The sequence below is a fragment of the Gaetbulibacter sp. M235 genome (assembly GCF_043876835.1).
GTDB lineage: Bacteria > Bacteroidota > Bacteroidia > Flavobacteriales > Flavobacteriaceae > Yeosuana.
The window spans coordinates 508,907-524,049 of sequence record NZ_JBAWJZ010000001.1 but is presented as its reverse complement, the minus strand read 5'-3'; the positions used below and the strand labels follow the sequence as shown (position 1 = coordinate 524,049).

The 15,143-nt window shown below is 31.5% G+C and carries 11 protein-coding genes; 8 read left to right on the top strand and 3 right to left on the bottom strand.

The features are described from left to right. The first annotated feature begins 75 nt into the window (after window positions 1-75). From V8G69_RS02415 to V8G69_RS02405, 3 genes are all read left to right on the top strand, one after another. Window positions 76-2,124 (top strand): glutamine--tRNA ligase/YqeY domain fusion protein, encoded by a 2,049-nt coding sequence (locus V8G69_RS02415; protein ID WP_394880129.1) that lies wholly within the window; start codon window positions 76-78, stop codon window positions 2,122-2,124. Window positions 2,125-2,210: 86 nt separating this feature from the next. After that, window positions 2,211-2,693 (top strand): DUF1761 domain-containing protein, encoded by a 483-nt coding sequence (locus V8G69_RS02410; RefSeq protein ID WP_394880128.1) that lies wholly within the window; start codon window positions 2,211-2,213, stop codon window positions 2,691-2,693. A gap of 65 nt (window positions 2,694-2,758) precedes the next feature. Further along, window positions 2,759-3,919, top strand: coding sequence for a GNAT family N-acetyltransferase (locus tag V8G69_RS02405; RefSeq protein WP_394880127.1), 1,161 nt, complete (start codon window positions 2,759-2,761; stop codon window positions 3,917-3,919). A gap of 57 nt (window positions 3,920-3,976) precedes the next feature. Here the strand turns inward: V8G69_RS02405 and V8G69_RS02400 are convergent, their stop codons facing one another. Then, window positions 3,977-4,906: an SPFH domain-containing protein gene (locus V8G69_RS02400; protein WP_394880126.1), complete on the bottom strand. Its 930-nt coding sequence runs from the start codon at window positions 4,904-4,906 to the stop codon at window positions 3,977-3,979. Between the two features lie 75 nt (window positions 4,907-4,981). Here V8G69_RS02400 and V8G69_RS02395 point away from each other — a divergent pair, with 75 nt between their 5' ends. Further along, entirely contained in the window at window positions 4,982-5,668 is a 687-nt protein-coding gene (locus tag V8G69_RS02395; RefSeq protein WP_394880125.1) for a hypothetical protein, read from the top strand. A 6-nt stretch (window positions 5,669-5,674) separates the two neighbouring features. Here the strand turns inward: V8G69_RS02395 and gltX are convergent, their stop codons facing one another. Further along, window positions 5,675-7,204, bottom strand: a complete 1,530-nt coding sequence (gene gltX / locus V8G69_RS02390; protein WP_394880124.1) for a glutamate--tRNA ligase — start codon at window positions 7,202-7,204, stop codon at window positions 5,675-5,677. A 50-nt stretch (window positions 7,205-7,254) separates the two neighbouring features. Beyond that, window positions 7,255-8,298, bottom strand: a complete 1,044-nt coding sequence (locus V8G69_RS02385) for an alkane 1-monooxygenase (RefSeq protein ID WP_394880123.1) — start codon at window positions 8,296-8,298, stop codon at window positions 7,255-7,257. A 127-nt stretch (window positions 8,299-8,425) separates the two neighbouring features. Here V8G69_RS02385 and V8G69_RS02380 point away from each other — a divergent pair, with 127 nt between their 5' ends. The 4 genes from V8G69_RS02380 (at window position 8,426) to V8G69_RS02365 (ending at window position 15,108) form a co-directional block, all read left to right on the top strand. Next, entirely contained in the window at window positions 8,426-11,791 is a 3,366-nt protein-coding gene (locus V8G69_RS02380; RefSeq protein ID WP_394880122.1) for a DUF4175 family protein, read from the top strand. Further along, on the top strand, window positions 11,784-12,194 hold the full coding sequence (gene ybeY, locus V8G69_RS02375) for an rRNA maturation RNase YbeY (RefSeq protein ID WP_394880121.1): 411 nt from the start codon (window positions 11,784-11,786) through the stop codon (window positions 12,192-12,194). Before V8G69_RS02380 ends, ybeY begins: the two co-directional genes overlap by 8 nt. Before the next feature lie 112 nt (window positions 12,195-12,306). Next, entirely contained in the window at window positions 12,307-14,178 is a 1,872-nt protein-coding gene (gene mnmG / locus V8G69_RS02370; protein ID WP_394880120.1) for a tRNA uridine-5-carboxymethylaminomethyl(34) synthesis enzyme MnmG, read from the top strand. A gap of 63 nt (window positions 14,179-14,241) precedes the next feature. Next, the gene (locus V8G69_RS02365; RefSeq protein ID WP_394880119.1) at window positions 14,242-15,108 is read left to right on the top strand and encodes a class I SAM-dependent methyltransferase; all 867 of its coding nucleotides are present in this window, start codon (window positions 14,242-14,244) and stop codon (window positions 15,106-15,108) included. Window positions 15,109-15,143: the final 35 nt, after the last annotated feature.

Sequence of the window (15,143 nt, the reverse complement as noted above, 5' to 3'; positions counted from 1 at the left end):
ATTACCTAATTTTGCACAATATTTTTGATTAATATTATTGCTTTTAAATCTCAACTAGCGAATAGCTGTTTTTTTATGTCTGAAGAAAAAAAATCGCTCAATTTTATAGAGCAAATTATTGAAGAGGATTTGGCTAATGGAATCGATAAAAACAACCTACGTTTTCGTTTTCCACCAGAACCAAATGGGTATTTACATATAGGTCATACCAAAGCCATTGGTATTAGTTTTGGATTGGGAGAAAAATATAATGCTCCGGTTAACCTGCGTTTTGATGATACCAATCCCGCTAAAGAAGAACAAGAATATGTTGATGCCATAAAGGAAGACATAGCTTGGTTGGGTTATAAATGGGACAAAGAACTGTATTCTTCAGATTATTTTCAGCAACTTTACGATTGGAGCATTCAATTTATTAAAGAAGGAAAAGCCTATGTGGATTCTCAGTCTTCAGAAGCAATGGCGGAACAAAAAGGAACGCCAACGCAACCAGGTGTTGACAGTCCATTTAGAAACAGAAGCGTTGAAGAAAACCTTGACTTGTTCAACCGTATGAAAAATGGCGAATTTGAAGAAGGTGCACACATTCTTAGGGCTAAAATAGACATGAAGCATCCTAATATGTTAATGCGCGACCCAATCATGTACCGTATTTTAAAAAAGCATCACCACAGAACGGGGGATGCATGGTGTATTTACCCTATGTACGATTGGACACATGGAGAAAGCGATTACATAGAACAAATATCACACTCACTATGTTCATTAGAATTTAAACCTCATAGAGAGCTTTATAATTGGTTTAAAAACCAAGTTTACAACTACAGTAAAAACGATTACCCTATGTTACCTAAGCAACGTGAATTTGCACGTCTAAATCTTAGTTATACCATTATGAGTAAACGTAAACTTCTGCAATTAGTTGAAGAAGGTATCGTAAAAGGGTGGGATGATCCAAGAATGCCCACAATTTCTGGTTTACGAAGAAGAGGTTATACACCTGCAGCCATAAGAAAATTTGTAGAAACTGTTGGAGTAGCAAAAAGGGATAACGTTATTGATGTATCGCTTTTAGAATTCTGTATTCGTGAGGATTTAAATAAAACTGCTCCACGAGTTATGGCTGTTTTAGATCCGGTAAAACTTGTAATCACAAATTATCCTGAAGGAAAAGAGGAGTGGTTGGAAGCAGAAAATAATCAGGAAGATGAGAATGCAGGGTTTAGAAAAGTACCTTTTTCAAAAGAACTTTTTATAGAAAGAGATGATTTTAAAGAAGAAGCGAATAGCAAGTATTTTAGATTGTCTTTAGGAAAAGAAGTACGTCTTAAAAATGCTTACATCATAAAAGGGGAAAGAGTTGTAAAAGACACTAACGGTAATATTTCAGAAATACATTGTACTTATGATGCAGACAGTTTGAGTGGAACAGGAACTGAAGCAAGTTTGCGCAAACTTAAAGGAACGCTACATTGGGTGTCTATAAAACATGCTGTAAAAGCTGAAGTTAGAGAGTATGATCGTTTATTTATGGATGAAGCTCCAGACAGCCATCAGGATATAGACTTTTTAGAATTTATCAATCCTAATTCTTTAAAAATTGTTGATGCTTTTGTGGAGCCTAGCTTACTGGATGCTAAAATAGGAGATAGGTTTCAGTTTCAACGTTTAGGCTATTTTAGCGTTGATAAAGACACAACTTCAAACCATTTAGTTTTCAATAAAATTGTTGGGTTAAGAGATACATGGGCTAAACAAGAAGCTGTTCAGGAGATAAGTAAACCTTCTGAGAAAATAAATCAAGGCCAACAAAATCAGCCACAAAGAAAAGCCATTGATATTATTCAGCAGTTAGGAAAAAAATACACTAATTTACCAGAAGCCAAACAGATAAAGGCAAAAGCCGAAATTCAAGAATTGGCGAAAAATGTAAGTTATGATGAACTAAGTCCATTATTTGCTACAGCCGCTAAAAAAGTTGGAACTCGAATTGCAACTATGATAACTTTAGGGGTTTTGTTGAATAATGGCTTACAAAGAAATCCTGAAATCAATGAGTTTATTCAAAAGGCTTTAGAAGATTCAGAACTACTTTTAAAGGCTGAGGCAGAGACTATTAAATAATTTGTTAACACTTCTTTTTCAAACTAAAAAATATCTTGATATTATAATTTTAGTTATATTTAATATCAAACTAAAACAATAATATTATGGAAATGAATTTTTTAGCAATACTGGTTGCGGCAATTTCTGCACTGGTAGTTGGATTTATCTGGTATAATCCAAAAGTATTTGGAAATGCTTGGATGCAAGCTGCAGGCATGACAGAAGAACAAATAAAAGGCGGTAATATGGCTAAAATTTTTGGATTAGCTTTATTGTTTGCTTTTATGTTAGCTTTTATTTTACAACCTATTGTAATCCATCAATATGGAGCATTGAGCTTAGTTGGTGGAGACCCAACAAAAGGACTTCCATCGTATACTGCTTTTATGGCCGATTATGGAGATGTTTTTAGATCTTTTAAACACGGTGCTTTACATGGTTTTATATCAGGATTGTTTATCGCACTACCAATTATAGGAACCAATGCTTTATTTGAACGTAAAAGCGCTAAATATATTTTTATAAATAGTGGTTATTGGATTGTAACCTTAACCGTTATGGGGGCCATTATTTGTGGGTGGAAATAATTTTTGTAAACTTTTAATATTATTAAAGACTGATTGCATATGTTTTCAGTCTTTATTTTTTTGCCTTGATAGAATATAAACTATATAACTCAGTAAGCAAGCTTCCAAAAACTCAATGGAATGACTTAACCAAGCACGATTTATTCTTACAGACACAATATTTAGAAGCTTTTGAAAAAGCATGTCCAGATACTATTTGTATCTATTATGTTGGCGTTTTTAAATTGGACAAATTAATTGGAATAGCTATAATTCAACGCGTTCAATTATATCTAAAAGATATGTTTAGGCATGAAAGAGTTTCGTGTTTTAAAGAGTTTGCTCAAAACGCAATGTCAAAGGTTTTAAAGGGGAATATCTTGGTTGTTGGTAACTTAACACATACAGGTCAACACGGAATTTTTTTTAATCAATCTGAGATTCAACAAGCAGATTTTCTTGAAAAAATTTTTGATGCTTGCAAGGAATTGATCAAGCAGATAAAAACTAAAAAGAGAAAGACCATTCGATTAATTCTTTTCAAGGATTATTTTGAAAATGACGCTATACATTTAGAACAACCAGTTTTTCAATCAAAGAAGTTTTATAAAATGAAAGTCCAGCCAAACATGATTATGAGGACTAGAAAAGAATGGTTAAATGAGAGCGATTATGTATCAGACATGACAACTAAATATAGAACACGTTTTAAACGAGCCAGACAAAAAAGAAACCATATTTTGGTTAAAGAATTGGATTTAGAAACCTTAAAGTCAGAATCAGAAGCTATTTATGAATTGTACATGAATGTTTCCAATAATGCAGCGTTTAACACGTTTATTTTACCAAAAAATCATTTTTTAACTTTAAAGCAACACTTAAAAGAGAACTTTAGAATTTTTGGTTATTATTTAGACAATCAGTTGATTGGTTTTTACTCTTTAATACTTAACAACAAGTCTTTAGAAACCTATTTTTTAGGCTACGATTCTGAACATCAACACACCAATCAATTATATTTAAATATGCTCTATGACATGGCTTATTTTGCTATAAAGAATAAGTTTAACTCTGTTGTTTACGCTAGAACAGCAATGGAAATTAAAAGTTCTGTAGGCGCTAAACCAGAAAGCATGTACATGTATTTAAAATTGACCAATGGTTTTGCGAATGCAATATTAAAACAAGTTTTTATGTTTATGAATCCATCTCAAGAATGGGAAGAAAGACATCCATTTAAAAATTAAAAAAACCTTTAAGATTGTTTCTCAAAGGGTTTTAGTTTTATAAAATTCAATACTTATTTATCTTTTTTTTGGGTTTCTTTTTGCTTCTTTCATGGATTCTCCAATTTGATTACTGGCAGTAAAACTCGCAACCATATCATTCAACATATTACTTGCCGCTTGAGGTGAATTAGGCAATAAAATTAAGTTACTGTTTGTTTCTTGACCAAGCGATTGTAAAGTGTCGTAATGTTGGGTTACTACAATTAATGCAGAGGCTTCTTGAGAATTAATACCAACCCTGTTTAACACATCAACAGATTCTTCTAAACCACGAGCAATCTCTCTACGTTGGTCGGCAATACCTTGACCTTGTAAACGTTTGCTCTCAGCTTCAGCTTTTGCTTTTTCAACAATTAAAATTCTGGCTGCATCACCTTCGTATTGAGCAGCGGTTTTTTCTCTGTCTGCAGCATTAATTCTGTTCATTGCTATTTTTACTTGTGCATCTGGATCAATATCGGTAACCAAGGTTCTAATAATATCATATCCATATTCCATCATGGCGTCGTTTAGCTCGGTTTTTACAGCAATGGCGATATCATCTTTTTTCACAAACACATCGTCTAATTTCATTTTAGGAACTTCAGCCCTAACAACATCGAATACATAACTAGTAATTTGTTCATGTGGATAATCCAGTTTATAAAAAGCGTCATAAACTTTTTCGGGAAGTACTTTATATTGTACAGAGACCTTAAGTTTTACAAATACATCGTCCAACGTTTTGGTTTCAACAATGACGTCTAATTGTTGAATTTTTAAACTTAATCGTCCAGCAATTCTATCAACCAAAGGAATTTTTAGCTGAAGACCAGATTTACGAATACTTTGGAATTTTCCAAAACGCTCAATAATAGCTGCCGTTTGTTGTTTTACAATAAAGAAAGAAGAGATTAAAATAATAACCCCAAAGAAGACTACAACTGGAAAAAATATTTGACTCATGACTTTTACATTAAAATTTTAAGAATGTTTAAGATACAAAATTTATGTTATATTTGATTGATATTACTAATACTTATGAAACAAAAACTTAATTACCTATTAGTAGTCTTAAGCATTGCTTTTGTTACAAAAAGTTACAGCCAAAAAGGGAATTATCACATAACAAATGGCATTAGTGTTAATGGGGCTATCACTAAATTTGATATTATAACAGATAATTTTGAAACAGAGCAAGTCACAGGGTTTTTAGGGGGCTTTTTGGCAACGGTTGATATACCTAATAGGTGGTATAATATGAGTTTTGGTATGCAACTTTCAGAAAATCACATCAACATTTTAGGAAGACCAACTTTAATAAGTACAGAAGACGCATTTATAGAATATAAATTATTTACAGCTCAAGTGGCTTTATTGGGTCACATTAAGATTATTCAAAGATACTTTACTATTGATGTTGGACCTATGCTTCAATATAACGGAAAGCTGGAATTAAAAAATAAATCACAAGAAGCTTATTATATAAACAATTACAATAATTTATCAGCTGCTGATATTACAGATATTTCTAAGTTTAATATTAATGGCGCCATTGGCGCTTCTGCAGGATTGGATTTTATTAGTCTGAAAGTTCAATATATATATGGGTTTACCAATATACTAAAGAAACTTAACAGTGAAAATTTAGACACATCTGGAAACAGTGAAAAAAGCTTTAAAGGCAACCAATCTATGCTCGTTTTAGGAGCCGTAATTTCTTTTTAAAAACCATTACAAAATTGCCAAAGCATTTTCAAGACGTTTTTTGGTTTCGCCTTTTCCAATCATAAACATAATATCAAATACATCAGGCCCTTGTAATTCGCCAACCAAAGATAAGCGCAAAGGCATCATTACTTGTCCAAAACCTATGTTGTTTGTGGTTATCCATCCTTTTATTTCTGTTTGAAGATTTTCTACAGAAAAATCTTTAATAGAATCTATAATTGAAACCAATTGTAACAATGTCTCTTTTGTACCTTCTTTAAAAGCTTTTTTAGATGCTTTTTCGTCATAAGCTTTAGGTGACTCAAAAAAGTAATGAGATAAATTCCAGAAATCGCTTATATAAGTTGCACGCTCTTTAATTAAATTAACAACCAAGGCAATATAATCAACATCAATATCGCTTAACTTTTCATTTTGTAATTTAAATGCTTCTGCTAATTCAACATTATTTTGTTCTTGCATGTAATGATGATTAAACCATTTGATTTTTTCAGGATCAAAACGAGCGCCAGCTTTATGAACACGTTCTAATTCAAAAGAATTGACTAATTCCGCCAAAGAAAACAGTTCCTGTTCAGTTCCTGGGTTCCAACCTAAAAAGGCTAAGAAATTTATCATGGCTTCAGGAAAATAACCATCTTCTTTATAACCTCTAGATAATTCACCCGATTTTGGATCGTTCCATTGTAAAGGAAATACAGGAAACCCTAATTTATCACCATCTCTTTTGCTTAGTTTTCCTGTTCCGGTAGGTTTTAAAATTAAAGGAAGGTGTGCAAATTCAGGAGCTTTCCAACCAAAAGAATCGTATAATGCTATATGAAGTGGGAGTGAAGGTAACCATTCTTCACCGCGAATTACATGAGTAATTTCCATTAAATGGTCATCAACAATATTTGCTAAGTGATAAGTTGGCATGCCATCGCTTTTAAACAAAACTTTATCGTCAAGAATTTCCTTTTGAAATGATACATAACCTCTAACAATATCTGTTGCTGAAATACTTGCTTGAGCTTCTTCGTTTTTAGTATCCAACATTTTAAATCTAATTACATACTCGTCGCCATTAGCAAGTCGGTTTTCAACTTCTTCTTTAGAAAGTGAAATAGAATTGGTTAACTTTTCTCTGTTGTGCCAATTGTAAATAAATGTTTTCCCTTTTTCTTCATGATCTTTTCTATGAAAATCTAAAGATTCAGCTGTATCAAAGGCATAATAAGCATTTCCAGAAGCAATTAATTGTTCAGCATATTGCTTATATATTTCTTTGCGTTCACTTTGTCTGTAAGGACCAAATCCACCTTCTTTTCCAGGGCCTTCATCATAAGGAATGTTACACCAGTTTAAAGCATCAATAATATACTGTTCAGCACCTTCAACATATCTGTTTTGATCGGTATCTTCAATTCTTAAGATAAATGTACCGTTATGTTTTTTTGCAAATAAATAGTTGAATAAGGCTGTACGAACACCGCCAATATGTAGTGGACCTGTTGGACTTGGTGCAAAACGCACACGAACATTGTTACTCATGCTTTGTAATTTTTGTGCAAAGATAAAAGGATATTTATGAATAGGAATAATTATGCGCCTATCATTTCACGTGGAACGCGTTTATTCATAATACGAAACCAAATAGGAGGAATCATTGCCAGAACCATAGAGGTTGGATATCCAAATGGCATCTGTGGACTTTCTTTGTGACAATCAAGTATTTGATATTTCTTAGATGTTTTATAATGATGATCACTATGCCTTGTTAATTCATACAAAACAATTCTTCCAATAACGTGATTAGAATTCCATGAATGAATTTCTTTTACACGCTCATAACGTCCAGAAGCAGTTTTCAAACGAAGTAATCCATAGTGTTCAATATAGTTTACCGTTTCCAGTAAAATAAAACCTGTTATAGCCGAAAACAACGCAAAAAGAAATCCAGTATAGTTATATAATAAATAAACTGTAAGAAGATAAACCGCTTGAAACAGAGTAAACCATAACATATCGTTTTTCACAGACAAAAAATGAAACCCATTATTTTTTAGGAGATTTTTTTGAATATTCCAAGCATTAAAATATTGTCTAAATACTGATGTAATCCAAAAAGAATAAACGTTTTGATTATATCTCGCTGTAGCTGGATCTTCTTTGGTCGCTGCATGCAAATGATGCCCAAAATTATGCTCAATATAAAAATGCATATATAAAGCAGGCAATAACAATGCTTTTCCTAGAAAACGTTCATTAGTTTTTTGTCTGTGTCCTAGTTCATGAGCCACATTAATACCGTTAACTCCTAAAACAATTCCAATAGAAATAATTAAACCTACAAACTCATATGCATCTAAAAATTTTGAATTAACCGTTATCAAGGCATAAAAAAGCAATCCATAAACAACAGGAAAGTTTAGATATAACAACCAATCAAAAAGCTTATTTTTTAATTTGTTTTTTGATTCTTCTTCTGAAATATTATAAGAGTCAACTGGAAAAATTAATTCTAAAACAGGAATTAAAACAAAAGCATAAACAGGTGTTAAATATGAATAAACACCTCTAATATAAATTCCAATAAAAGCCACTAAAGGAATAGAGAATGCAGCTAAATATTTTAAATCTTTCATTTAGTTTAGTCAGTTTACTTTGTTGTTTGTTGAATTTAGCCCAATTATATCAAATTTAGTCAATTATAGCTTAAAATAAAATTGTAATTTCGTGTGTTATAGTTGATATTAGAAAGACACAATATAGTTGGAGGGATTTAAAAACATACAAGATAAGTTAGAAGGATTCATTAGAAAGTATTACACCAATGAACTGATAAAAGGAATTATTTTATTTTTTGCATTGGGCTTGTTATATTTTTTAGCTACTCTTTTAATTGAATATTTTTTGTGGTTAAATTCTTTGGCCAGAACTATTTTGTTTTGGTTGTTTGTTGGTGTTGAAATTGCTTTGGTTATTAAGTTTATAGTTTTTCCTATTGCTAAACTTTTAAAACTTAAAAAAGGTATAAATTACGAATACGCTTCAAAACTTATTGGGAAACATTTTCCACAAGTAAATGATAAGCTGCTTAACGTACTGCAACTTCAATCTGATACTTCAAAAACAGAACTGCTTTTAGCTAGCATTAATCAAAAATCTACCGAACTAAGCCCGATACCATTTAAGTTGGCTATTAATTTTAAAACCAATTTCAAATATTTCAAATATGCTGCTATTCCATTGATAATCATATTAATAACTTTTGTTACAGGTAATTTTAATTTGTTTAGTGACAGTTTTGAAAGAGTAGTACATTATAAAACGGCTTACGAACAACCGGCGCCATTTCAATTTTACGTTGTAAACAACGATTTGAATGTTATTGAGAACACTGATTTTATTCTTCATGTCACAGTTTCAGGAAGCGTAATGCCAAATAACGTTGAGATACATTATAACAATGAATCGTATTTTTTGCAACAAAAAAATGTAGGAGAGTTTGAATATGTATTTTCTAAACCTAAAGAGAATATCCAGTTTGAGTTAACAGCCAATAATGTGACTTCAAAACCATATGATTTGAATATCATTGAAGCTCCATCATTATTAAGTTTTGAACTGCTTTTAAAGTATCCTTCTTATGTTAATAAACCGTCAGAAGTTTTAAAAAGTACAGGTAATGCGGTTATTCCAGAGGGAACTAATGTTACTTGGAAACTTAACACCAAATCCACTGAAAATGTCAGTCTTTTTTCTAAAGATACGCTTTCATTTTCAAAAACAGATAATGATAAGTTTGAGTTATCAAAAAGGATTTATAACGATTTTGAATATAGTTTAAGCACCAGTAACGAACATCTTAAAGATTATGAAAAATTAGCTTTTAGCATTAATGTGATTAAAGACGAATATCCTGAGCTTAATTTAAAAGTTGAAAAAGATAGTGTTGATATGCAAACCCTATATTTTTATGGTCAATTAAGCGATGATTATGGGTTTAACAAATTGCAATTGGTGTATTATCCTTTTGAGGAAGAAAGCAATAAGCAATATCTTAATATTCCGGTGTCATCATCAAATATTTCTGAGTTTATCACAGCGTTCCCAAATAATTTAAATATTGAAGAAGGCATTAGTTATAACTTGTATTTTCAGGTTTTTGATAACGATGTTGTTCATAATTTCAAAAGCACTAAAAGCAATGTGTTTACTTACAGAAAGAGAACCAAAGAAGAAGAGGAACAACGAAGTCTTAATATGCAAAATGAAACGATTAAGGATTTAAATAAATCTTTAAAAAAGTTTGAAGAACAAGACAAGCAACTTGAAGAATTATCTAAAACCCAAAAGGAAAAATCGGAGTTGAATTTTAGTGATAAGAAAAAATTGGAATCATTTCTTAAACGGCAAAAGCAGCAGGACGAAATGATGAAAAACTTCAACAAGCAATTAAAAGAAAACTTGGAAGAATTTCAAAAGGACAATTCTAAAAAAGATATTTTCAAAGAAGATTTAAAAGATAGACTCAATGAAAACGAACAACAGTTAAAACAAGATGAAAAATTGTTAGAAGAGTTTGAAAAGCTTCAAGAGAAAATAAACAAGGAAGAGTTTTCACAAAAATTGGATGAGTTAGCCAAACAGAACAAAAATAAAAAGAGAAGTTTAGAACAATTACTTGAATTAACTAAACGCTTTTATGTAGAAAAAAAATTAGATAAGCTTCAACAAGAACTATTAAAGCAAGCTATAGATCAGGAAAAATTATCAAACACCCCAAAAGAAGAAAACACTACCGAAAAACAAGATGAATTAAACAAAAATTTTGATGACTTTAAAAAGGAATTAGATCAATTAGAGAAGGATAATAAAGAACTAAAAAAGCCTATTGAAATACCACGAGATAAGCTAGATGAAAATGAAGTTGTGTCTGAACAAAAAAAGGCTTCGGAAGAGTTAAAAAATAGTGAAAATAAAGAAGCATCAAAAGAAGATAAGACTAATCCTAAAGAGGATGAAAATTTAAAAAACGCTCAGAAAAGTCAAAAGAAAGCAGCTCAAAAAATGATGAAGATGAGTGAAAAAATGAATCAATCCATGCAAATGAGCGGAGGAGAACAGATGCAGGAAGATGTTGACATGTTGCGTCAAATTTTAGATAATTTATTATTGTTTTCTTTTGAGCAAGAGTCTTTAATGAATCAATTTAAAGTCATTGAAGTTAACCATAATAAATATGCTTCTTATTTAAGAAAGCAAAGTAGTTTAAGAGAACATTTTAAGCATATTGATGACAGTCTTTTTGCGCTTTCCTTAAGAGAACCAAAATTATCTGAAACAGTAAACAAAGAAATCACCGAGGTTTATTATAATATTGATAAGTCATTGTCTCAGTTGGCCGAAAACGAAATTTTACAAGGTATATCAAATCAACAGTTTACTGTAACCGCCGCCAATAATTTAGCAAATTTTTTAAGCGATGTTCTTGACAATATGGAGGAGCAATTAAATCCTTCACCAGGACAAGGAAAAGGAGACATGCAATTACCAGACATTATAATGAGTCAAGAAGAGCTAAATAAAATGATGGAAGACGGCATGAAAAAAGATGAAAGCGGTAAACCAAAGGATGGTAAAGGTGATAAAAAGGACGAAAAGGGTGAACAGCAAAAAGGAAATAATGGCAAAGAAAATGGTGAAGATGGCGATAATGATTCAATGAATGGATTATTATATGAAATTTATCAGCAACAACAAGAATTAAGACAAGCACTAGAGGAAAAACTTGCTAAAGAAGGAAAAACTGGTTCTGGCTCTAATCTTCTGAAAAACATGGAAGATATTGAATTGGATTTGTTGAATAAAGGGTTTACTAATGAAACACTTCAAAAAATGAAACAGTTGGAGCATCAGTTATTGAAATTGGAAAATGCTACTTTTCAGCAAGGTGAAGACAATAAAAGAGAGTCTAAATCTAATACCGATAATTTTAATAACGACTCAAACAATCAAATACCTACTGCAAAACAATATTTTAAAACCACAGAAATATTAAACAGACAAGCGTTACCTTTGCAGCATATTTATAAAGTAAAGGTTCAAGAATATTTTAAAATAACTAATGATTAGCTTTAATTACGAAACAACATTTTTATTAGAAAATGAAAATTTAATTTCAACATGGATTTCAGATGTTATAACTTCTGAAGGTTTTAAAGAAGAAGAAATAAATTATATTTTTTGTGATGACGAATATTTACATAAATTAAATGTTGAGTTTCTCAATCACGATACGTTAACAGACATTATTAGCTTTGATTATTCCGTCGGAAAAATTATACAGGGAGATATTTTCATTTCTATTGAACGTGTAAAGGAAAATGCTGATGACTTTAAGGTTTCTTTTTCCGATGAGCTACATAGGGTTATTGTTCATGGGGTTTTGCATTATTGTGGATATAAGGATAAATCAGATGCCGATTCTGCTATCATGCGACAAAAGGAAAACCACTATCTCAAGCAGTTGAGTTAATATTCCGGTTTTAGCATTATATTTGCAAACTCAATTTTAATTTATAGGTTATAATTTGTTCCACGTGGAACAAATTGTTTTTAGAAAATAATTAGCTTTTAGGGAACACGATATGTTTAATGATGTTTATGATGTAATTGTTGTAGGTGCCGGTCATGCAGGAAGCGAGGCTGCGGCTGCGGCTGCAAATATGGGAAGCAAAACATTGCTTGTTACTATGAATCTTCAAACTATAGCTCAAATGTCTTGCAATCCTGCCATGGGAGGAATTGCAAAAGGACAAATAGTTCGAGAGATAGATGCTTTAGGTGGATATAGTGGTATTGTTAGCGATACATCTGCTATTCAATTCAAGATGCTAAATAAATCTAAAGGACCAGCTATGTGGAGCCCAAGAGTTCAAAGTGATAGAATGAGGTTTGCTGAAGATTGGAGATTAATGCTAGAGCAAACCCCTAATTTAGATTTTTATCAGGACATGGCTTGTGGCCTTTTAATAGAAGGTAATAAAGTTGTTGGTATAAAGACATCTTTAGGAGTGGAGATTAAATCTAAAACCGTTGTCTTGACTAACGGAACTTTTTTGAATGGACTTATCCATATAGGAGATAAAAATTTTGGTGGAGGAAGAGCTGGCGAAAAAGCAGCAACTGGAATTACTGAGCAACTTGTTGAGTTAGGTTTTGATTCTGGTAGAATGAAAACTGGGACACCGCCAAGAGTGGATGGAAGGTCCTTGGATTATTCTAAAATGATTGAACAACCTGGTGATGAAAACCCTGAAAAATTTTCATTTCTAGATGTAACAAAACCTTTAAAAGAACAACGATCTTGTTATATGACTTATACAAGTCTTAAGGTGCATGATTTACTTCGTGAAGGATTTGATAGATCACCTATGTTTAATGGAAGAATCAAAAGTTTAGGACCTCGTTATTGTCCATCAATTGAAGATAAAATAAACCGCTTTGCTGATAAAGACAGACACCAATTATTTATTGAACCTGAAGGATGGAATACTGTAGAAGTTTATGTAAACGGGTTTTCAACATCACTTCCTGAAGACGTTCAATTTAAAGCATTACGTTCAGTTGTTGGGTTTGAAAACGTCAAATTTTTTAGACCAGGTTATGCCATTGAATATGATTATTTTCCACCAACCCAATTAAAACACACCTTAGAAACTAAATTAATTGAAGGGTTATATTTTGCAGGACAAATTAATGGAACCACTGGTTATGAAGAAGCAGCGTCACAAGGTTTAATGGCTGGAATAAATGCCAGTTTAAAAGTTCAAGAAAAAGATCCATTTACTTTAAAAAGAGATGAAGCTTATATTGGTGTTTTAATTGATGATTTAATAACTAAAGGAACAGAAGAACCTTATAGAATGTTTACATCCAGAGCTGAGTATAGAACATTGTTACGTCAGGATAATGCCGATTTAAGATTAACGCCAAAAGGATATGAGCTTGGTTTAGCGAGCGAAAAGAGGCTTAAAAGAATGGAGGAAAAACATAGTAAGGCTGAAAAGTTTGTTCAGTTTTTTGCAGATACTAGTGTAAAGCCAGAAGAAGCAAATCCTGTTTTAGAATCAAAAGATTCTGCATTGGTTAAGCAATCAGATAAGATGTTTAAAATATTTTCTAGACCAAACATTACCATTGACGATGTTAGAAAATTTGAGGCTGTAGAAGCATATATTCAAGAGAACGATTTGGATAACGAAATAATTGAACAAGCCGAAATTCAGGTAAAATATTCTGGATATATTTCAAAAGAAAAAAATAATGCAGATAAGTTAAGTCGATTAGAATATGTTAAGATTCCAGAAAATTTTGATTATTCTCAGATTAAGTCTATGAGTTATGAGGCGCGTGAAAAACTAAAAAAGATTCAACCAAAAACGGTCTCTCAGGCTTCAAGAATAAGTGGGGTATCGCCTAATGATATTTCGGTTCTATTGGTTTATATGGGCAGATAATTTTAAGGTTCCACGTGGAACAATTTCCATTTTCGAAAAAATAATTAAAATATTACTGGACTTTTGGATAATAAAAAAGAGCAAATAATCTATTTATCAGTTAAAGATTTTTCCGTTTCAGGAGAAAGCTTTGATTTAATTTCTAATATAGAATTTGATTTTTTAGAAACTTCGCCACAACCTTCATTGGATAAATTACCAGCTTACTATAAAAGCGAAGACTATATTTCTCATACCGATTCTAAAAGAAACCTATTTGAAAAAACTTACCATAGTATTAAAAGAATTGCTCTTAAAAGAAAACTAAAACTTATTGAAGCTTATTCAAAGGAAGGAAAATCTCTTTTGGATTTTGGTTGCGGAACAGGAGATTTTCTTCAAATAGCAAAAGATGGTGGGTGGGAAGTTTATGGTATTGAACCTAATGACGAAGCCAGAAAAATTGCTAATAAAAAAACAGAAAATTCAGTTTTTAATTCAGAAAATCTTTTGAAACTTGAAAACTCAAGGTTTGATGTTATTACGCTCTGGCATGTGCTAGAACATTTGCCAAATTTAAATGAACACATTTCAATTTTTAAAAAGCTTTTAAAACCAAAAGGAACTCTAATTATTGCCGTTCCAAATTTTAAAAGTTATGACGCCAAATTTTATAAAAACTTTTGGGCGGCTTTTGACGTTCCAAGACACCTATGGCATTTTTCAAAAACTTCAATAAGTAAATTAGTTTCAAAAGAAAACATGCATGTGGTAAAAACGTACCCCATGTTGTTTGATGCCTTTTATGTAAGTCTTCTTTCTGAAAAATATAAAACTGGGAAAATGAATCCCATTCGAGCTTTTTTAATAGGATGTCTTTCAAATTTAAAAGCAATAACTACAAAAGAGTATTCTTCCATTATTTACTGTGTTAAAAACGATAAAAACTGATTTACACACTCATATTTAAGCCAAAATAAGCTAAA

Coding starts and splice junctions, on each gene's coding strand:
- V8G69_RS02415 (WP_394880129.1), top strand. CDS start 76: ATGTCTGAAGAAAAAAAATCGCTCAATTTTATAGAGCAAATTATTGAA.
- V8G69_RS02410 (WP_394880128.1), top strand. CDS start 2,211: ATGGAAATGAATTTTTTAGCAATACTGGTTGCGGCAATTTCTGCACTG.
- V8G69_RS02400 (WP_394880126.1), bottom strand. CDS start 4,906: ATGAGTCAAATATTTTTTCCAGTTGTAGTCTTCTTTGGGGTTATTATT.
- V8G69_RS02395 (WP_394880125.1), top strand. CDS start 4,982: ATGAAACAAAAACTTAATTACCTATTAGTAGTCTTAAGCATTGCTTTT.
- gltX (WP_394880124.1), bottom strand. CDS start 7,204: ATGAGTAACAATGTTCGTGTGCGTTTTGCACCAAGTCCAACAGGTCCA.
- V8G69_RS02385 (WP_394880123.1), bottom strand. CDS start 8,298: ATGAAAGATTTAAAATATTTAGCTGCATTCTCTATTCCTTTAGTGGCT.
- ybeY (WP_394880121.1), top strand. CDS start 11,784: ATGATTAGCTTTAATTACGAAACAACATTTTTATTAGAAAATGAAAAT.
- mnmG (WP_394880120.1), top strand. CDS start 12,307: ATGTTTAATGATGTTTATGATGTAATTGTTGTAGGTGCCGGTCATGCA.